Source organism: Streptomyces sp. NBC_00259 (assembly GCF_036181745.1).
GTDB classification, from domain to species: Bacteria; Actinomycetota; Actinomycetes; order Streptomycetales; family Streptomycetaceae; genus Streptomyces; species Streptomyces pratisoli.
The window spans coordinates 1,851,448-1,871,313 of the sequence record NZ_CP108080.1 but is presented as its reverse complement, the minus strand read 5'-3'; the positions used below and the strand labels follow the sequence as shown (position 1 = coordinate 1,871,313).

The 19,866-nt window shown below is 69.9% G+C and carries 15 protein-coding genes and 1 tRNA gene; 4 read left to right on the top strand and 12 right to left on the bottom strand.

From position 1 onward, the window contains the following. Positions 1-17 precede the first annotated feature (17 nt). Positions 18-800 (bottom strand): helix-turn-helix domain-containing protein, encoded by a 783-nt coding sequence (locus tag OG766_RS08415; RefSeq protein WP_328724941.1) that lies wholly within the window; start codon positions 798-800, stop codon positions 18-20. A gap of 83 nt (positions 801-883) precedes the next feature. After that, positions 884-966: transfer RNA gene (locus tag OG766_RS08410), tRNA-Leu, on the bottom strand. 93 nt (positions 967-1,059) lie between these two features. On the opposite strand from OG766_RS08410, the gene OG766_RS08405 reads away from it, so the two are divergent. Continuing rightward, complete coding sequence (locus tag OG766_RS08405) at positions 1,060-1,716, top strand: ANTAR domain-containing response regulator (protein ID WP_266374986.1); 657 nt, start codon at positions 1,060-1,062, stop codon at positions 1,714-1,716. Between the two features lie 71 nt (positions 1,717-1,787). On the opposite strand, the gene OG766_RS08400 is transcribed toward OG766_RS08405, so the two are convergent. The 7 genes from OG766_RS08400 to OG766_RS08370 all read right to left on the bottom strand — a co-directional run bounded on the left by OG766_RS08400 (position 1,788) and on the right by OG766_RS08370 (position 8,910). Beyond that, a complete protein-coding gene (locus OG766_RS08400) occupies positions 1,788-2,504 on the bottom strand; it encodes an ABC transporter ATP-binding protein (protein ID WP_266374987.1) in 717 nt (238 codons plus the stop codon). Then, positions 2,504-3,592: an ABC transporter ATP-binding protein gene (locus OG766_RS08395; protein ID WP_328724940.1), complete on the bottom strand. Its 1,089-nt coding sequence runs from the start codon at positions 3,590-3,592 to the stop codon at positions 2,504-2,506. The genes OG766_RS08400 and OG766_RS08395 overlap by 1 nt, the downstream gene beginning before the upstream one ends. Before the next feature lie 2 nt (positions 3,593-3,594). Continuing rightward, complete coding sequence (locus OG766_RS08390; protein WP_328724939.1) at positions 3,595-5,421, bottom strand: branched-chain amino acid ABC transporter permease; 1,827 nt, start codon at positions 5,419-5,421, stop codon at positions 3,595-3,597. A gap of 5 nt (positions 5,422-5,426) precedes the next feature. After that, positions 5,427-6,356, bottom strand: a complete 930-nt coding sequence (locus OG766_RS08385; RefSeq protein WP_266374992.1) for a branched-chain amino acid ABC transporter permease — start codon at positions 6,354-6,356, stop codon at positions 5,427-5,429. A gap of 94 nt (positions 6,357-6,450) precedes the next feature. Continuing rightward, positions 6,451-7,689 carry a branched-chain amino acid ABC transporter substrate-binding protein gene (locus tag OG766_RS08380; RefSeq protein WP_266374993.1) on the bottom strand — a complete coding sequence of 413 codons (1,239 nt, stop codon included), beginning with the start codon at positions 7,687-7,689 and terminating at the stop codon, positions 6,451-6,453. A 211-nt stretch (positions 7,690-7,900) separates the two neighbouring features. Further along, complete coding sequence (locus OG766_RS08375) at positions 7,901-8,383, bottom strand: Tat pathway signal sequence domain protein (protein WP_323137243.1); 483 nt, start codon at positions 8,381-8,383, stop codon at positions 7,901-7,903. A 116-nt stretch (positions 8,384-8,499) separates the two neighbouring features. Next, positions 8,500-8,910 (bottom strand): hypothetical protein, encoded by a 411-nt coding sequence (locus tag OG766_RS08370; protein WP_328724938.1) that lies wholly within the window; start codon positions 8,908-8,910, stop codon positions 8,500-8,502. A gap of 213 nt (positions 8,911-9,123) precedes the next feature. Here OG766_RS08370 and OG766_RS08365 point away from each other — a divergent pair, with 213 nt between their 5' ends. Next, positions 9,124-11,043 carry a Xaa-Pro dipeptidyl-peptidase gene (locus OG766_RS08365; protein WP_328724937.1) on the top strand — a complete coding sequence of 640 codons (1,920 nt, stop codon included), beginning with the start codon at positions 9,124-9,126 and terminating at the stop codon, positions 11,041-11,043. Between the two features lie 103 nt (positions 11,044-11,146). Here OG766_RS08365 and OG766_RS08360 read toward each other — a convergent pair whose 3' ends face one another. Next, positions 11,147-11,638: a PaaI family thioesterase gene (locus tag OG766_RS08360; protein WP_266374998.1), complete on the bottom strand. Its 492-nt coding sequence runs from the start codon at positions 11,636-11,638 to the stop codon at positions 11,147-11,149. A 62-nt stretch (positions 11,639-11,700) separates the two neighbouring features. Continuing rightward, positions 11,701-13,980, bottom strand: coding sequence for an FdhF/YdeP family oxidoreductase (locus OG766_RS08355; protein WP_266374999.1), 2,280 nt, complete (start codon positions 13,978-13,980; stop codon positions 11,701-11,703). A gap of 181 nt (positions 13,981-14,161) precedes the next feature. On the opposite strand from OG766_RS08355, the gene polA reads away from it, so the two are divergent. Beyond that, a complete protein-coding gene (gene polA, locus OG766_RS08350; protein ID WP_266378131.1) occupies positions 14,162-16,843 on the top strand; it encodes a DNA polymerase I in 2,682 nt (893 codons plus the stop codon). A gap of 171 nt (positions 16,844-17,014) precedes the next feature. Here the strand turns inward: polA and OG766_RS08345 are convergent, their stop codons facing one another. Beyond that, positions 17,015-17,854, bottom strand: a complete 840-nt coding sequence (locus OG766_RS08345; RefSeq protein ID WP_328724936.1) for a DUF4184 family protein — start codon at positions 17,852-17,854, stop codon at positions 17,015-17,017. Positions 17,855-18,075: 221 nt separating this feature from the next. Between OG766_RS08345 and OG766_RS08340 the strand changes: the two genes are divergently transcribed. Beyond that, positions 18,076-19,779: a lytic transglycosylase domain-containing protein gene (locus OG766_RS08340; RefSeq protein ID WP_328724934.1), complete on the top strand. Its 1,704-nt coding sequence runs from the start codon at positions 18,076-18,078 to the stop codon at positions 19,777-19,779. Positions 19,780-19,866: the final 87 nt, after the last annotated feature.

Genomic DNA, 19,866 nt, shown 5'->3' with positions numbered 1-19,866 from the left:
GCGCGCCGCGGGAGCCCTCAGTACTTCGGCCCGATGTGCGCGTCCATCAACGCGACGGACGCGCGCCGGGCCACGGATATGTTGTACGGCTGGCCTGCACGGGTGCAGTCCTTCCACTCGATGCCCAGCTTGTCGAGGGTGTCCGTGTACAACAGGCGGATGTCGTCCGAGACGTTCGTGAACCAGTAACGCGGATACTCGTACCGCTTCCGCTCGCCCCCGACGACGCGGGTCGTCCAGTTCATGTTGCGGCACCCGTCGGAGTGGACGAGTCCCCGCACGAACTCCCACGGATGCGCGTCCACGATCTCCTGCTGCCACGCCTCCAGGACGATCGGACGCTCGTGCTTCCTGCCTGGGCCGTGTTGCGGAAACAGGCAGGTGAGGTGGTTCGAGTACACCTTGACGTTGCGGCACCCCGGCTTGCGCACCCGGCAGACGGAGTTGTCGGGGAAGACGGCGCGCATCGCCGCCTCACATTCGTCCATGAGCCCCGGCCACTGTTCGGCACAGGTGATCATGAGGCTCGGAATGCGGTGGCCCGAGTAGTGGACGATGTGCCCGTCGCCGAGATATAGCCCGAGCAGGTACGCGTAGGCCGCCCGATCGAGTTCACGCCCGTCGCAGCGCGGGCAGGGAGGCGCATGCCTCCCCGGGCATTCGCCGCGTTCCGCTCGGTCCTGGTGGAGCCAGTAGGCGACGGTGCCCGCGGGCACGTCGAGGAGGCGGCTCACATCGGCGTTTCTCGCGCCACCATGCAGGAGAGCCAGGGCTCTCTGTCGCACAACAGTGCCAGTCATGTGGCTACAGTGCGTGGTTCTCCATCGCCGCGCGTAACACAAAGCGGATGTTCACGAGAACGTGAACATCCGCTTGCAGACTGTGCCGGGTGCGGGATTCGAACCCGCACGTCCTTTCGGACAGATGTGTTTGAGACATCAGCGTCTGCCATTCCGCCAACCCGGCAAGGTTGCTGGTGGGAGTGTACCGGGTGAAGGTCGACGGCCTCAGCTAGGTAGGCTTCTCAGTGCAGTACCTGCCCCGCACCGAGGAGCTCCCGTGACCGCCCCCGAGTCGCCCCAGCCCGTCGCCGACGACGGCAACGCGTCGCACGTCCCGCCGCTGACGACCCGCGTCGTCATCGCAGAGGACGAGGCCCTGATCCGCCTCGACCTGAAAGAGATGCTGGAGGAAGAGGGCTACACGGTCGTCGGGGAAGCCGGGGACGGACAGCGGGCCGTCGAGCTCGCCCGGGAGCACCGGCCGGATCTGGTCATCCTGGATGTGAAGATGCCGGTGCTGGACGGGATCTCCGCCGCGGAGAAGATCGCGGAGGAGTCGATCGCTCCGGTTCTGATGCTGACCGCGTTCTCGCAGCGCGATCTGGTGGAGCGGGCCCGGGACGCGGGTGCGATGGCGTATCTCGTGAAGCCGTTCAGCAAGAGTGATGTGGTGCCGGCCATCGAGATGGCGGTGTCGCGTTTCGCGGAGCTGAGGGCGCTGGAGCAGGAGGTCGCGGACCTTTCCCAGCGTCTGGAGACGCGCAAGCTGGTGGATCGCGCGAAGAGCATTCTGCAGACGCAGTACGGGCTGACGGAGCCGGCGGCGTTCCGGTGGATCCAGAAGACGTCGATGGACCGGCGGCTGTCGATGCAGCAGGTCGCGGAGGCGGTCATCGAGGACGCCGAGGAGAAGAAGGCCGCCAAGGGGCAGTAGGCGCCGTTGGTACGAGGAGAGGCCCGCACCCCCTCGGGGTGCGGGCCTCTCTCGTGTCCGTGCGGTGGAGGTCAGTCCTCGCCGAGGTACGCCTTGCGGACGGACTCGTCGTGGAGCAGGTCCTGTCCGCTGCCGGAGAGGACGATCTTGCCGATCTCCATGACGTGGCCGTGGTCGGCCAGCGAGAGCGCGGCCTGGGCGTTCTGCTCGACGAGCAGGATGGTGGTGCCCTGGGCCTTGAGCTCGGCGATGGTCGCCATGATCTTCTGCATCATGATGGGTGAGAGGCCCATCGACGGCTCGTCGAGCATGAGCAGTTTCGGCTGGGACATGAGGGCCCGGCCCATGGCGAGCATCTGCTGTTCGCCGCCGGAGAGCGTGCCGGCCGCCTGCTTCCTGCGTTCGCCCAGGATGGGGAAGAGGTCGTAGGCGCGCTGGACGTCCTTGGCGATGCCTTCCTTGTCGTTGCGGAGGAAGGCGCCGAGGAGCAGATTGTCCTCGATCGTCATGCGCGGGAAGATGTGCCGTCCCTCGGGGGAGTGGGCGAGCCCGAGCGAGACGATCTGGTGGGCCTGGACCTTGCGCAGGGACTTGCCGTTGAACTTGATCTGTCCGCCGACGGGCTTGAGGAGCCCGGAGAGGGTGCGCAGGGTGGTGGTCTTGCCGGCGCCGTTGGTGCCGATGAGGGTGACGACCTCGCCGGCCTCGACCTTGAACGAGATGCCCTTGACGGCCTCGATCTTGCCGTAGGCGATGCGCAGGTCCTCGACCTCGAGAAGTGCGGTCATCAGTCGTTCTCCTTGCCGGAACCGGAGGCCTTGTCGGCGTCGTTGTCGGCGTCGGTGGTGGGCTCCGGCGCGTCGTCCTGTGCGGGGTCCGGCGCGTCGGTGTCGTTCTCGTCCTCGTCGTCCGCCGAGTCGTCCGCTTCGGTCTCGGACGAGTCGTCGGCCTCGGCCGTGGCGTCGGTGGGCTCCTCGGTGGAGTCCGTCCCGCGCTCGGCCGCCGCGGCCGCCTCTGCGGCTGCTTCGGCCTCGGCGACCTCCGCGGCCTCCGCCTCGCCGGGTTCGCCCTCGAAGGGCTCGCCGAGGTAGGCGGCGATGACGCGCTCGTCGCTCTGGACGGTGGCGCTGTCGCCCTCGATGAGCTTCTCGCCTTGGACGAGGACGGCCACGCGGTCGCAGAGGTTCATGATGAACCGCATGTCGTGCTCGATGACGAGGACGGCGATGCCCTGGTCGCGGATGGCGAAGATGAGTTCTTCGGCGGCGCGGGTCTCCTGCGGGTTCATGCCGGCGGTGGGCTCGTCGAGGAGGAGCAGTCCGGGCTCGCTGGCGAGCGCGCGGGCGATCTCGAGCTTGCGCTGTTCGCCGTACGGCAGGTTGCGGGCGAGGTGTTCCGCCTTGCCGGCGAGGCCGATGAACTCCAGGAGTTCCATGGCCCGTTCGCGGGAGGCGGCTTCGGCCTTGTGGAAGCCGGGGCCGCGCAGCAGGGCGGACCAGAGGCCTTCCTTGGTGCGGGTGTGGCGGCCGACGAGGACGTTCTCCAGCACGGTCATGTTGTTGAAGAGCCGGATGTTCTGGAACGTCCGGGCGATGCCGGCGGCCGTGACCTTGAAGGACTTCGGAGGCAGCACCGTGCCCTTGTACCGGACCTCGCCCTCGGTGGGGATGTAGAGGCCGGTGAGGCAGTTGAAGAAGGTGGTCTTGCCGGCACCGTTGGGGCCGATGAGACCGACGATCTCGCCGCTGTTCACGGTGAGGTCGACGGAGCGTACGGCGGTGAGGCCGCCGAAGCGCATCGTGACGCCTCGTGCGTCGAGGACCGTCTCGCCGGTCGGCGTCGGGGCGGTCGTCTTCGTGGTGGTGTCTGTGGTCATGTTCAGGCACCTGCCTTGGTGAGGGTGGCGGGCGCTTCCTCGTTCTCGTGGAACTCGAGCTGGCGGCGACGGTTGGGGATGAGGCCCTCGGGGCGGAAGCGCATCAGGAGGATGAGCGCGACACCGAAGGCGAAGAGCTGGTACTCACCCATGAACTGGAGCTTGTTCGGGATGAGGTAGAGGAGGGCGCCGCCGACGAGCGGTCCGCTGATCGTGCCCATACCGCCGAGGACGACCGCGGCGAGCAGGAAGGCGGAGTTGGGCGGGACGACGTGGGCGAACTGGTACTGCTCGGGCGTCACGGTGTAGGTGACGTGGGCCTGGACGGCGCCGGCGAGACCGGCGAGCGCGGCGCCGAGGGCGAAGGCGACGAGCTTGACGCGGAAGCCGTTGATGCCCATGGCTTCGGCGGCGGTCTCGTCCTCGCGGATGGCGACCCAGGAGCGGCCGATGCGGGACTCGGCGCTGCGGCGGAAGACCACCACGACGACGAGTGTGATCAGCAGCATGAGCAGGAAGTAGTTGGCGAACCGGCCGATGGTGAAGCCGGCGATGGTGTGTTCGGCGCCGAAGTCGAAGCCGAACATGTTGAGGTTCGGGATCGACGAGATGCCGTTTGAGCCGTTGGTGATGTCCGGGCCGGAGGTCCCGTCCATGTTGTTGACGGCGATGCGGAAGATCTCACCGAAGCCGAGCGTCACGATGGCGAGGTAGTCGCCGCGCAGTCGCAGGGTGGGGGCGCCGATGAGGACGCCGAAGACCATGGATGCGGCGGCGCCGACGAGGATGGCGGCCCAGAACGGCAGGTGGAGGCCGAACGGCGACGACGGGGAGCCGGAGACCATGGCGGCGGCGTAGGCGCCGACGCCGAGGAAGGCGACGTATCCGAGGTCGAGCAGGCCGACGAGGCCGACGACGATGTTGAGGCCGAGGGCGACGGTGGCGAAGATCAGGATGTTGACGCCGATGGTCGCGTACTGGTCGTCGGACTGGGTGAAGGGGAAGGCGGCTGCGGCGGCGAAGGCGCCGACCATGGCCACGTTGCGGTGGCGTGCGGCGATCGCGGAGAGGCGTGCGACGAGTCCGGACTTGCTGAGGGCCGCGAATCCGAAGCAGGCGGTGATGAGGAAGCCGATGAACAGCTCGTCGTACTCGGTGCCGATGCCGTAGGTGAACACGACGAGTCCGAGTGCGAGTGCGGCCGCGAGGATGAGGATCTCGGCGTAGGCCGGGAGCTTGCGCGCCGGGGTGAGGGTGCCGGTCGCGAAGGCGGCCTTGATGACGGTCCACGTGTTGCCGGCGTTGTGCTTGAACTGGTCCGGGCCGGTGTCCTCGGGGTCGGCGGGCTCGGTGGCCGGCCGTTCGAAGGGCAGGGCCAGTGCGCCGAGGAGTGCGGCGAGCGAGGCCACTGCGGCCAGGATGCCGCCCGGCTCGAGGTTGACGAGGCCGCCGAGCTGGGTACTGATCGCGAGGATCGTGTACCAGGCGGTGGCGAAGGTGCCGAGGGCGGCGACCTTGATGGCCGCGTCGGCTCCGGCGGGGGCGAGCCAGCGGGTGCCCTTGACTCCGTACGACGCGAGGCCGAACAGGGTGGTGAGGGCGCCGCCGATGAGGACGAGCCACTGGAGGCCGCCGGGGTAGCCGTAGACCGTGAGGTCGCCGGGGAAGGCGGACGTCCAGGTCCAGGCGGTGAAGGCGGAGACGACGGTGAGGGCGCCGCCTGCGGTGGCGGTGGCCCGTGCGATGCGCGGGGGCAGGGCGATGAGGCCGGTGCTCGTCTCGGCAGCGGGGGTACGCGGGGTGTCCGCGGTGGTGGTCTCAGTAGTCATGTTGATCACGCCCTGTCCGCCACGCGCTCGCCCAGCAGACCCTGAGGCCGGAAGAGCAGCACGAGGATGAGGAGTACGAACGCCCAGACATCGGCCCAGGCCTGGCCGCCGAGCTGCTGCATGCCAGGGACGTCGGCGATGAAGGCGGTGGCCATGGTCTCGGCGATGCCGAGGACGAGACCGCCGATCATGGCGCCGTAGATGTTGCCGATGCCGCCGAGTACGGCTGCGGTGAAGGCCTTGAGGCCGAGCAGGAAGCCCATCTTGAAGTTGACCTCGCCGTACTTGAGGCCGTAGGCGACGGCTCCGATGGCGGCGAAGGCGGCGCCGAGGGCGAAGGCGACCACGATGATGCGGTCGGTGTTGACGCCCATGAGCTTGGCGGTGTCAGGGTCCTGTGCGGTGGCCTGCATGCCGCGTCCGGTGCGGGTCTTCATGACGAAGTAGCCCAGGACGGCCATGGATATGGGGGCCGCGATCAGCAGGAAGACGTCGCCGGTCTGGATGGTGACGCTGCCCAGGTGGAAGGGGCCGCCGGGGATCTCCGGGAAGGTCAGGGAGGACTTGGCTCCGGGGTACCACGCCCATACGGCCTGCTGCAGGGCGAGTGACAGACCGATCGCTGTGATGAGCGGCGCGAGTCGTGGTGCGGTGCGCAATGGCCGGTATGCGAAGCGCTCTGCCCCGACGGCGATGGTGGTGGCGACGATGATCGCGCCGATGATCATGAGCGGCAGGGCCACCCACATGGTGGTGCCCGAGGGGAGCATCAGCCAGACCGTGAGAGCACCGAAGCCTCCGGTCATGAAGATCTCGCCGTGGGCGAAGTTGATGAGCTGGACAATGCCATAGACCATCGTGTAGCCGATGGCGACCAGCCCGTACATCGATCCGAGTAGCAGGCCGTTGACCAGCTGTTGCGGCAGCTCGTTCACCGCAGGTCCTCCGAAGTCTTTCGCCGGATATGACACCGCGCGGGGCGCTTGGTGCAGCGCCCCGCGCGGCCATGCATGTGATGCGGAGTGGAGATCAGCCGGTGAACGTACCGGACTTGACGGCAGCCCAGGCGCCGCCCTTGTACTGGTACACGGTGAGCTGCTTGTTGGTGGCGTCACCGAACTCGTCGAAGGAGACCTTGCCGGTCACACCGTCGAAGGAGACACCCTTCATGGCCTCGAGGACCTTGGCGCGGGCGTCCTTGGACTCGGGAAGCTTGCCGCCGTTGTCGTCGACGACCTTCTTCACGGCCTCGATGATCGACCAGGCCGAGTCGTAGGAGTAGCCGCCGTACGCCTCGTAGGCCTCCTTGTAGCCGGCCTTCTCGTAGTTCGCGACGAACTCCTTGGCGGACGGCAGGGTCTCGACGGGCGCGCCGACGGAGGTGGCGAGGTCGCCCTCACCCTCCTTGCCGGAGAGCTTGATGAACTCGGCGCTGTAGATGCCGTCACCGCCGACCAGCGGGATCTTGGCGCCGGCCTTCTTGATCTGCTTGCTCAGCGGGCCGGCCGCGGGGTACTCGCCGCCGTAGTAGACGACGTCGGCACCCGAGTTCTTGATCTTGGTGGCGACCGCGGAGAAGTCCTTCGTCTCCGGGTTCACGTGGTCCTCGCCGGCGACCTTGCCGCCGAGCTTGGTGAACTCGGCCTTGAAGGTGGCCGCGAGGCCGGCGCCGTAGGTCTTCTTGTCGTCGACGACGAAGACCTTCTTCTTCTTGGCGTCGTTGAAGAGGTACTGCGCGGCGAAGGGGCCCTGGATGGCGTCCGTGGTGGCCGTACGGAAGTACGAGTTGTACGGGCGCTTCTTGGTGCCGCTGTTCCAGTCCGCACCCTGGGTCAGGGCCGGGTTGGTGTTGGCGGGGGAGACCTCGACGAGCTTCGCGTCGTCGAAGACCTTCTGCATCGACTCGGCGACGGAGGAGTTCAGCGGGCCGACGACGCCGAGCACGTCCTTGTTGGCGACGAGCTTGGTGGCGTTCTGCTGGCCCGAGGAGGGCTGCGCCTGGTCGTCGAGCGCCTCGACCTTGAAGGTGACGCCCTTGACGTACTTCTTCTCGTTGGCCTGCTTGGCCGCGAGGTCCACGGAGTTCTTGATGCCGAGACCCAGAGCGGAGAGGTCGCCGGTAAGCGGCGCGTCTATCCCGATGACCACGGTGGTGTCGCCACCGGCCGTCGAGTCCCCGCCCTTGTCGTCGCGCGAGCCACAGGCGGTAAGGGTGAGTGCCCCCGCGGCAAGTGCTGCGGTTATGGCTATGAGCGAACGTTGACGCACGATTTGGTCCTTTCACCTGGCACGGCAACCCCCTCGTGGAGCGCCGAGTCGAGCGCTGGAACCTCGCTGGCAAGGAATCCGGTGGCGCGGTGACTGGCCGTGACTCTAAGCGGGTAAATGGGAATTCCGCACCGCTCGGCCGATGCTGTGACGCTCTTGTTATCCCGAACGGATTTGCGGCATGGGGTGCATGACTGTTTCCCTATTTTGGTCATGACAGGCGTGGTGGTCGCTCGCAGTAGTCGGCCACGGCCCGGGACAGGTCCCGCGCGTAGCGGTCGCCGAGGATGAAACTCTGGTCCTGTTTTGCGCGGGCATTACGGAGCGTTACATCCAGGAAAGGGAGCCCGGCATTTCGGGGTGCTTTTTCGCAGTCGTCCACATGGATGGTGATCACTGCGGTGCGGGTGGAGCCGGTTTTCACCGTAAAAGGAGGATTCGGGGACGCGGTGAGGTGCAGGGCCGCGGACGGCTGGCGGATGCTCTCGACCGTGACGGGTGGCCCCGCGCCTGCCGTGATTTCCACCGAGAAGCGGAATGACCCCCCGGGGTGGACGGCTGCCGGTCCGGCGCCCGCGTACGTCACGGAAACCGCCTGAGCGGGCCAGGGGCCGGGATCGGGGCGAGGGCGCGTCGCGTAGAGGTATGCGGAGCCGGCGGCGACGGCGAGGACCACGAGGACGACGGTCAGCACCCGCCGGTGGTGTGTGGCGAACTCCGTCCACTTCCCGGCCGGTGCGCGGTGCGGAGCCGGGGCGGGGGGCTCCGCCGCGTACGTGGACTCTCCGGGCTCCACGGGGCCGACGCCGCTCATTGCCACGGCCCGCCCGTGGGAACGCCTTCGCGGTAGCGCTCCGTACAACGCCGGGCGGTCTGATGGTCGATCAACTGTCGTGCGGACGCCGGTCCGTTGCGTTGTTCCTCGGTGCGGGCGGCGTCGAGGACGGCGCGCAGGATCTCGTACTGGCCGTTGGACAGGCCCATCGACTGGTAGTCGCCGTAGCCGCTGCCACCGTCGGCGAGGAGCTGCTGCGCCCACCGGGTGACGAGGGTCGTGCACAACTGCTGGGGTGAGGTGGTCCGTGGCGAGGGAGCCGGCCGGGGGGCCGTCCCGGCGTCGTGATCCGCGCAGCCGGCCGCGCCGACCGCCAGCGCGGCGGCCGCCACGACGGCGCGCAGAAGGGTGCACCGCAGGTGAGGCGGCGGCGCACCGGTCGTCATGTGCCGAAGCTAGACCCGCCCCCACGGGTCCGGCAACGGGCGGTGCGGAACGGGGGTTGCCGTGTGTGCCGAGGAATGGCCCGTGCGGCAAGAAGGCCCGACCGGGCGGCAGTTGCGCTCTGGTGCGCCTGATGCGCAAGCGATGGAATGTGCGTGCGCTTCCCGCGTGCTCATCACCCGTCGCGGATCCATCCGGCCCAGGAGGCAGACACGATGGCGAGACCCACCCGCATGCGCACGGCCCACCGGACCCGTGTCCGTACGGTACGGAGATGGGGTACGGCGGCTCTGGCCGCCGTCCTGCTGACGGCGCTGCCCGTGCCGGCGGCGCAGGCCGGGACGCCCGCGCTGTCCGTCGTCGGCGACCGGACCCAGCCGGTCTTCTCGCGCGCCGAGGCGATTCATCAACAGGTCGACATCGAGACCGAGGTGGACAGTGACGGCGACGGCCGCCGGGACACGGTCCGGATGCGGATCCTGCGGCCGAAGGAGACGGACGCGGGCCTTCGGGTCGCCACGATCGTCGAGGCGAGCCCGTACTGGGCGGGCATCGACGACGTCCCCTTCCACAACGTCGACGTGGACGAGGACGGCCTTCCCGCGGGCAGGCGGCTCGCGGCGGGGGAGCGGGTCCCCGGACTCGTCGGCCCCTCCGTCACCTGGTCGGGGTACACCGACAACTACTTCCTGCCCCGCGGCTACGCGGTCGCGCAGCTGGACAGCCTCGGCACCGGGGGCTCCACCGGCTGCCCCACCTCCGGCGGCCGCAACGAGACCCTCGGCGCGAAGGCCGCCGTCGACTGGCTGAACGGCCGCGCCCGGGGCTGGGACCCGGACGGCACGCCGGTCTCCGCCGGCTGGTCGACCGGTGACACGGCCATGATGGGCATCTCGTACAACGGCACACTGCCGACGGCCGTGGCCACGACGGGAGTCGAGGGCCTCAAGGCCATCGTGCCCATCTCCGGGATCTCCTCCTGGTACGACTACTACCGCGCCGGCGGCGGGGTGGTGGCGCCGGGCGGCTACCAGGGCGAGGACACCGACGTCCTCGCGAAAGCCGTCTACAGCCGCGCCGACCGGGAGATCTGCAAGCCCGTGCTGGACCGGCTGACCGCCGAACAGGACCGGGTCACCGGTGACTTCACCCGCTTCTGGAAGGAGCGGGACTATCTGAAGGACGTACGCAGGATCAAGGCCGGGGTCTTCGTCGTCCACGGCGGCAACGACTGGAACGTGAAGACGCAGCACTTCGGGCAGTTGTGGGAGGCGCTGAAGCGCCACGACGTGCCGCGCAAGCTCTGGCTGCACCAGGCGGGCCACAGCAATCCGATGCCGCTGCGCATGGAGGAGTGGCTGGACCAGCTGCACCAGTGGTTCGACCACTGGCTCTACGGGCTGGACAACGGGGCGACGACCGCGCCCCGAGTCGATGTCGAGCAGGCCGACTTCAGCTGGCGGCAGCAGCGGGACTGGCCGGACCGTTCCACCCGGGACCTGACCCTGCGGCTGAACGCCGACGGGCTCTCGCCGCTCCCCGGCCGGCCGGTGCGGCAGACGATGACCGACGCCGGGCGGACCGTCACCGCCGAGCAGCTGGTCGCCGACCCCGGCACACCCCGGGCGGACCGGCTCGTGTACTCCACGGGGCCGCTCCCGAAGGACCTGCGCGTCAACGGCGTGCCGAAGATGTCGGTACGGGCGTCACTCGCCGGTTCCTCACCGTATGTGACCGCGTTGCTCGTCGACTACGGCACCGACACCCGCGCCACCGCCGGCACCGTCACGGACACCTCGCAGCTCGTCTGCTACGGAGAGGGCATCCCCGGTGACACCGGGTGCGCCTACCGGACCAGGCACCGGACCGAGACCGCCGACTTCAAGATCGTGTCGCGCGGCTGGCTGGACATCCGCAACCGCTACTCGCTCGAGCGGGAGAGCAAGACCGTCGAAGGCCGCGAGTACCACCTGACGTGGGGGATGCAGCCGCAGGAGCACGTCTTCAGGAAGGGGCACCGGCTCGGTGTCGTGCTGATCTCGACCGACCACGACTACACCCTCCGGTACCCGGCCGGGACGGAACTGTCCGTCCGGACCGGGATCAGCAGCGTCACCCTGCCGGTCGCCCGCTAGGGCCGTCGGCAGCGCGTACGTGCGGGCCGTCAGCCGCGCGCGTACGTGAGGGCCGTCAGCCGGGCGCGGTTGGGCCGTCGGCCGCGCCCGGTGGGCCGGGCCGTCAGGCCGAAGCGCCCCGGACCTGCTCGGCGTCCTTGGCTCCGACGTCACGCAGCATGCAGGTCAGGCGGGCCGTGCAGACCCGCTTGTCCTGCTCGTCGGTGATCACGATCTCGTACGTGGCCGTCGAGCGGCCCCGGTGCACCGGGGTGGCCACTCCGGTGACCGAGCCGGAGCGGACACCCCGGTGGTGCGTGCAGTTCAGATCCACGCCGACGGCGATCTTGGAGACCCCGCCGTGCAGCATCGAGCCCACGGAACCGAGCGTCTCGGCGAGGACGGCGGAGGCACCGCCGTGCAGCAGACCGTAGGGCTGGGTGTTGCCCTCGACGGGCATCGTGCCGACGACGCGGTCCGCGGAGGCCTCCACGATCTGCACGCCCATCCGGTTGCCGAGATGCCCGGCGGAGAACAGCGCGGGCAGGTCGACGCCGAGTGCCGCGTACTCGTCGAGGACCTCTTGCGGGAACTTCACCGTCGTCTGCTCGCCCATGTGCTGGCTCCGATCGTCATGCGTCTGCGGTGTCCAGGATCTACCTCTGCCTGAGCAAACGCTTAGGCGGACGGTGATTGTTCCAGACGCACGACCACGGACTTGCTGGCGGGGGTGTTGCTGGTGTCGGCGGTGGCGTCCAGCGGCACCAGGACATTGGTCTCCGGGTAGTACGCGGCGGCGCAGCCCCGCGCGGTCGGGTAGTGCACCACCCGGAACCCCGCGGCCCGGCGCTCGACGCCGTCCTTCCACTCGCTGACCAGATCCGTGTACGCCCCGTCGGCCAGGCCCAGCTCCGCCGCGTCGTCCGGGTGGACGAGGACGACGCGGCGGCCGCCCCGCACGCCCCGGTAACGGTCGTCGAGGCCATAGATCGTCGTGTTGTACTGATCGTGGGAGCGCAGGGTCTGCAGCAGGAGACGGCCCTCGGGCACCTCGGGGTACTCGACGGGTGCGGCGGTGAAGTTGGCCTTTCCGGTGGCGGTCGGGAAGCGGCGTTCGTCGCGCGGGGCGTGCGGCAGGGTGAAGCCGCCGGGGCGTGCGACCCGGTTGTCGAAGTCCTCGAAGCCGGGCACGACCCGGGAGATCCGGTCCCGGATCGTCGCGTAGTCCTTCTCGAACTCCTCCCAGGGGGTCGCCGACTCCGGGCCGAGCACGGCGCGCGCCATGCGCGCCACGATCGCCGGCTCGGAGAGCAGATGCGCGCTCGCCGGCGCCAGATTGCCCCGCGAGGCGTGCACCATGCCCATCGAGTCCTCGACCGTCACGATCTGCCTGCCGCTCTTCTGCACGTCCTTGTCGGTGCGGCCCAGCGTCGGGAGGATCAGCGCGCGGGTGCCCGTCACCGCGTGCGAGCGGTTGAGCTTCGTCGACACATGGACCGTGAGACGGGCGCGGCGCATCGCCGCCTCCGTGACCTCCGTGTCCGGGGTGGCGCCGACGAAGTTGCCGCCCATGGCGAAGAAGACCTTCGCGTCGCCGTCACGCAGCGCCCGGATGGACCGGACCACGTCCAGGCCGTGGTGGCGCGGCGGTGCGAAGCCGAACTCCTTCTCCAGCGCGTCGAGGAAGGCGGTCGAGGGCCGCTCGAAGATGCCCATCGTGCGGTCGCCCTGCACGTTCGAATGCCCGCGCACCGGGCACACCCCGGCGCCGGGCCGGCCGATGCTGCCGCGCAGCAGCAGGAGGTTGACGACCTCCCTGATGGTCGCCACGGAGTGCTTGTGCTGGGTCAGGCCCATCGCCCAGCACACGATCGTGCGCTTCGAGTCGAGCACCATGCGCGCCGCGCGCTCGATGTCCGCGCGGGTGAGGCCGGTCGCGGCGAGCGTCTCGTCCCAGTCGGCGGCGCGCGCGGCGGCGGCGAACTCCTCGAAGCCGTGCGTGTGTTCCCGTACGAAGTCCTCGTCGACCGCGCCCCGCGCCTCCAGGACGAGCTTGTTGAGCAGGCGGAAGAGGGCCTGGTCGCCGCCGATGCGGATCTGGAGGAAGAGATCGGTGAGGGAGACGCCCTTGAGCATGCCCTGTGGCGTCTGCGGGTTCTTGAAGCGCCCCAGGCCCGCCTCGGGCAGCGGGTTCACCGACATGATCTTCGCGCCGGACTGCTTGGCCTTCTCCAGCGCGGACAGCATCCGCGGATGGTTCGTACCGGGATTCTGCCCGGCCACGATGATCAGGTCGGCCTGGTGCAGATCCTCCAGGGAGACGCTGCCCTTGCCCACGCCCAGTGTCTCGGTCAGGGCCGAGCCGGAGGACTCGTGGCACATGTTGGAGCAGTCCGGCAGGTTGTTCGTGCCGAACTCGCGGGCGAAGAGCTGCAGCAGGAACGCAGCCTCGTTGCTGGTGCGGCCCGAGGTGTAGAAGAGGGCCTCGTCGGGGGAGCCGAGCGCCCTGAGTTCCTCCGCGATGATCGCGAAAGCCCGCTCCCACGTCACCGCCTCGTACCGGTCCGCGCCCGCCTCCAGCAGCACGGGCTCGGTGATACGGCCCTGCTGGCCCAGCCAGTAACCGCTGCGGGACGCCAGGTCGGAGAGCGGGTGCGCGGCGAAGAAGTCCGGCGTGACGCGGCGCAGCGTCGCCTCCTCGGCCACCGCCTTCGCGCCGTTCTCGCAGAACTCCGCCACGTGGCGCTTCTCGCCCTCGGGCCACGCACAGCCCGGGCAGTCGAAGCCGTCCTTCTGGTTCACCTTGAGCAGGGTCCGGGCGCTGCGCGCCATGCCCATCTGCTGCTGGGCGATCCTGAGGGTGTGCCCGATCGCGGGCAGGCCTGCCGCGGCGTCCTGGGGCGCCTCGATCTGCGGTGCGTCCTGAACCGGGTCGCCTGCGGGCGGCTTGCTGGCCATCGTGCTCCCCTTCGAGCGCGGGATCGGTCGTTCGTCGGCGTCGATCCTGTCACGCGTCGCCGACAGCGGACCCCGTCGATGGCCGTGGGCGGCTTTGTCAGTGGTCCGTGGCAGGATCGTGTTCGTGGCCGAGACAGCATCGAAGAAGACCCCAGACGACATCCGTCCGCGCCTGCTCCTCATGGACGGGCATTCCCTGGCGTACCGGGCGTTCTTCGCGCTGCCCGCGGAGAACTTCACGACCGCGAGCGGCCAGACGACCAACGCCATCTACGGCTTCGCGTCGATGCTGGCGAACACGCTGCGCGACGAGGCGCCCACGCATTTCGCCGTGGCCTTCGACGTGTCCCGCAAGACCTGGCGCTCAGCGGACTTCCCCGAGTACAAGGCGAACCGTTCCTCGACGCCGGACGAGTTCAAGGGCCAGGTCGAGCTGATCGGCGAGCTGCTCGACACGATGAACGCGGTGCGGTTCGCCGTGGACGGCTTCGAGGCCGACGACATCATCGCCACCCTCGCCACCCAGGCCGAGGCCGCCGGGTTCGAGGTGCTGATCGTCACCGGCGACCGGGACTCCTTCCAGCTGGTCTCCGACCACGTGACCGTGCTCTACCCGACCAAGGGCGTCTCCGAGCTGACCCGCTTCACCCCGGAGAAGGTCCAGGAGAAGTACGGACTGACCCCCTCGCAGTACCCCGACTTCGCGGCCCTGCGCGGTGACCCGTCCGACAATCTGCCGGGCATCCCCGGCGTCGGCGAGAAGACGGCCACGAAGTGGATCACCCAGTTCGGTTCGTTCGCGGAGCTGGTGGAGCGTGCGGACGAGGTCAAGGGCAAGGTCGGGCAGTCCCTGCGCGACCATCTGGAGGCCGTCAAGCTCAACCGTCACCTGACGGAGCTGGTGCGTGACGTGGAGCTGCCCCGGTCCGTCGCCGACCTGGCGCGCGCTCCGTACGACAGGAGCGCGCTGAAGGGCTTCCTGGAGGTCCTGGAGATCCGCAACCCGAGCCTGCGCGAGCGGCTCCTGGCGGTCGACCCGGGCGCCGCGGAGGAAGAGGCCCCCGCCCCGGCCGCCGGGGTCGAGCTGGACGGCAGCGTGCTCGGCGCCGGCGAGCTGGCCCCCTGGCTGGAGCGGCACGGCGGGCAGCCGCTCGGTGTCGCCACCGTCGCGTCCTGGGCCCTCGGCGTCGGCAACGTCAGCGAGATCGCGCTCGCCGCCGGCACCTCCTCCGCCGAAGGCCAGGAGGGAGGCCAGGCCGCCTGGTTCGACACGACCCAGCTCGACGAGGCCGACGAGCGGGCCTTCGCCGCCTGGATCTCCGACCCGGACCGGCCGAAGATCCTGCACAACGCCAAGGAGGCGCTGCGGGTCTTCCCCGAGCACGGCTGGGACATCCAGGGCATCACGATGGACACCGCCCTCGCCGCCTATCTCGTCAAGCCCGGCCGCCGGTCCTTCGCTCTGGACGCCCTGTCCGTCGAGTACCTCCACCGTGAGCTGGCCCCGGCCGCCGCCGACGGGCAGCTGGCCTTCGGCAGCGAGGAGGAGCAGGCGGAGGCCGACGCCCTGATGGCCCAGGCCCGCGCCGTCCTCGACCTCGGCGAGGCGTTCCGTACCCGCCTCGAGGAGGTCGGCGCCGCCGAGCTCCTGCACGACGTGGAGCTGCCGACGTCCTTGCTGCTGGCCCGGATGGAGCGGCACGGCATCTCCGCCGACCGCGCCCATCTGGAGGCGATGGAGCAGCAGTTCGCCGGCGCGGTCCAGCAAGCGGTGAAGGAGGCGCACGCCTCGGTGGGCCACGAGTTCAACCTCGGCTCGCCCAAACAGCTCCAGGAAGTCTTCTTCGGCGAGCTGAACCTCCCCAAGACGAAGAAGACCAAGACCGGTTACACGACGGACGCGGACGCGCTGGCCTGGCTCGCCGCCCAGACCGAGCACGAGCTGCCGGTGATCATGCTGCGCCACCGTGAGCAGGCGCGGCTGCGCTCCACGGTCGAGGGCCTGATCAAGACCATCGCGGCGGACGGCCGGATCCACACCACCTTCAGCCAGACGGTCGCGGCCACGGGACGCCTGTCGTCCACCGACCCCAACCTGCAGAACGTGCCGGTGCGTACGGACGAGGGCCGCGCCATCCGCCGCGGATTCGTCGTCGGTGAAGGCTTCGAGTCGCTGATGACGGCCGACTACAGCCAGATCGAGCTGCGCGTGATGGCCCACCTCTCCGAGGACGAGGGCCTGCTCGAGGCGTTCACCTCCGGCGAGGACCTGCACACGACCGTGGCCTCCCAGGTCTTCGGCGTCGAGCGGTCCGCGGTCGACGCCGAGATGCGCCGCAAGATCAAGGCCATGTCGTACGGACTGGCCTACGGTCTGTCGGCGTTCGGGCTCAGCCAGCAGCTGAGCATCGAAGCGGCCGAGGCGCGGGCGCTGATGGACACGTACTTCGAGCGGTTCGGCGGGGTGCGCGACTATCTGCGGCGTGTGGTGGACGAGGCGCGGGCCACGGGTTACACGGCGACGATGCTGGGCCGCCGCCGCTATCTGCCCGACCTCAACAGCGACAACAGGCAGCGCCGTGAGGCGGCCGAGCGCATGGCGCTGAACGCGCCGATCCAGGGCACGGCGGCGGACATCGTCAAGGTCGCGATGCTCCGCGTCGACAGCGCGCTGCGCGAGGCCGGGCTCTCCTCCCGGATGCTGCTCCAGGTCCACGACGAAATCGTGCTGGAGGTCGCCCCGGGCGAACGCGAGCGGGTCGAGGCGATCGTCCGCGCGCAGATGTCGGCCGCGGCGCAGCTGCGGGCGCCGCTGGATGTCTCCGTGGGCGTGGGCGAGGACTGGGAGTCGGCGGCGCACTGAGCGCCTGACGCCTCCGGCGGAGGCGGCGGTACGGGGCGGGCCGACAGTGGCCTGTCCCTCTACCGCCGCCACCCCGTGAGCCGCGTCGGCCGCCCGTACGCCGCCGCCCGTAAGCCGCGCTTCTCGTACGCCACCTCGTGCATCGCCGGCCCCGTACGCCGGTCCGCTTCGTCAGGCCGGCTGGTCGACCCGGTCCGTGGTGGTGCTGTCCGTGCGCATCCTCAGACGGACGGCCGCCGCGTAGAGCACCACACCCGCCGCGAGGCCCGCGCCCGCGCCGAAGCAGGCGGTCGGGACGATGTCGAGCGGGGTGTCGATCCGGCCCCAGTACAAGTACCAGCGCACGCAGCGGTGCGCGGTCCCGGCGAGGACACAGAACGCCAGCAGTGCGGCGGCCGCCTGCCGGCCGCGCCGGCCGATCCGCGGCACGGACGGCGGCGCCGGCGTCGTCGACGGCACCGCCCGCAGCGCCGAGGTGGTGAACCAGACGAGAGCGATCAGCGCCAGTGCCGAACTGCCGTACTGCGTGTACGTGTAGAGGGGGAATCCGGCGACGGATTCGGCCAGCACGGGCAGGGTCCGTGTGCCCCAGCGGTCGAAGTGGGTGAACGAGTCCCACACGATGTGCGTCGTCGCCCCGATCACCGCCGAGACGTAGAGCCACAGCACCGCCACCAACGGCGGCCGGTCGCCCCAGGGGCGGCCCCGCAGCACGGCGTGCACCTGCCCCTGCCGACCGCGCGGCAGCAGCGCCAGCAGTGGCTCACGCACCATCAGCCAGAGCCCCACCAGCACCGCGGTGATGGCGGCATCGACGGTCAGCACACCCAGCGGCCCGTGGGTCATGCCCCCCAACTCCATCGCCTCAGGACGCACGCTGGCCGCGAAGTACGTCATATCGGGCGCGAAGGAACCCGCGACGAGCGCCGAGGCGAACAGCGGGCCTCGCGCCGTGCCGTTCCTCCGGATCCCGGGCAGAACCGCCGCGGCATGGCTGAGTGTGAATGGCATGGCGCCCCCGTAGGACCATCTGCGAACAATGCGGACCAGTATGCGGGAAGCTGACCGTCCGCCATACGAACGCGCGGTTCCGCATACCGCGGACGGCCGGGAGGTGAACAGCGGCAAGAGCGGCCGGGGGACCTGTGTTACGGCGCCGCGAGTTGCCGTAGTGTCACCCGGGACATTGCGCGGGGAGCGCGAACAGTCGCCGACGGGGAGGGAACAGACGTATGGCAGCGCAATTCGGCCGCCGACTGCGCAGGGGGGCCGCCACGACGGCGGTGGCAGCGGCCGCGGTGGCCGCGCTCTCCGCGTCGCAGGCCCCGGGGGTCACATCCGTCGGCAACGACAGTGACAACCCGACGTCCGAATCGACCGCGCCACCGGAGTCCTCGGCCACCGGCAACTCCCCGTACTACACGGATCTGCCGCCGCTGAACAGTCCGAACAAGCCGGGTGCTGCTCCCGCTCTCCCCGTGGCGGGTCCGGCGGAAGCGGGCATTCCGGCCACGGTGCTCGCCGCGTACAAGCAGGCGGAGCAGACCCTCGCGAGCAGCGACCCCGCCTGCCGCCTCCCCTGGCAACTGCTCGCCGCGATCGGCAAGGTCGAATCCGGCCAGGCGCGCGGCGGCCGTGTCGACGCCAACGGCACCACGCTCACCCCGATCCTCGGCCCGGTCCTCAACGGCGTCGGTTTCGCCAACATCTCCGACACCGACAACGGTGCCTACGACGGCGACCGCACCCATGACCGTGCCGTCGGCCCGATGCAGTTCATCCCGTCGACGTGGGCCACCTGGGGCCAGGACGCCAACAGCGACGGCAGCAAGGACCCGAACAACATCTACGACGCCGCCCTCGCCGCCGGAAAGTACCTGTGCGCGGGCGGCCGTGACCTGTCGGTCCAGGCCGACCTGGACCGGGCGATCCTGAGCTACAACCATTCGCGGGAGTACCTGCGGACGGTCATGACGTGGTTCGAGTACTACAAGAAGGGCACGCACCAGGTCCCGGACGGTACGGGCGTACTGCCGACCGACCGCAGCGACCGCGGCACCGGCGCGAGCCCCACGCCGACCGCCCCGCCCACCCCGGGCGGCACGCCCGGCCCCTCGCCCTCCCCGTCGAACCCCGGCGGTTCGCCCAGCCCCACCCCGCAGCCCCCGCAGCCCTCCCAGCCCGGCACGCCGACCCCCACGCCGACCCCGCCGCCCACCGCGACGGTCTTCGGGATCGAGAACGCGGGCACCGGACACCCCACCGCCACCGCCGGCGGCGAGTTCACGGAGCTGCCGAAGGTCCGTGCCAAGAACCGTTCGGGCCAGTCCGTCGTCGGGGCCGACCTCGTCTTCGAGATCGTCGGTGACACCGGTGCCCGGTTCTCCGGCAACCGCACCGCCGTGGTCGTCCGTACCGGCACCGGCGGCATCGCCGTCGCCCCGGCGCTGACGGCGGGCGAGAAGACCGGCGACTTCACCCTCCGCGTCACCGTCGCCGGACGCCCCCTGCCCCGCATCGACTACGTCGCCACCGTGAGCCCGCGCCAGGCCGACGCGCTCGCGCGGACCGGGGACAAGGAGCTGACGGCGGCGCCCGGCGGCGAGTTCGCCGACCCGGTCGAGGTCAAGGCCACGTTCAAGGGCGCGGTGGCGGCCGGGGTGGCGGTCACCGCCACGATGATCACCGCGGCCGACGACCCGGCCGAGAACACCAAGGGCCCGTACTTCAAGGACGCGGACGGCAAGGCGGTCCGTACCCTGACGGAGCTGAAGACCGACGCCGACGGTGTGCTCGTCCTGCCGAAGATCTTCTCCGACGAGTACACCGGCACGTTCCTGCTGCGACTGACGACCGAGGGCGGCGCGACGCTGACCGTCGAACTGAAGGTCGCACCGGCCCCGACGCCGACCCCGACCCCGAGTCCGGCCACCTGAGTCGGTAGCGCACACGCACCACGCACGGCGTGCCGCCCCTTCACCTCTGCCCGGTGGAGGGGCGGCGTCATGTCCGGCTCGAAGTCC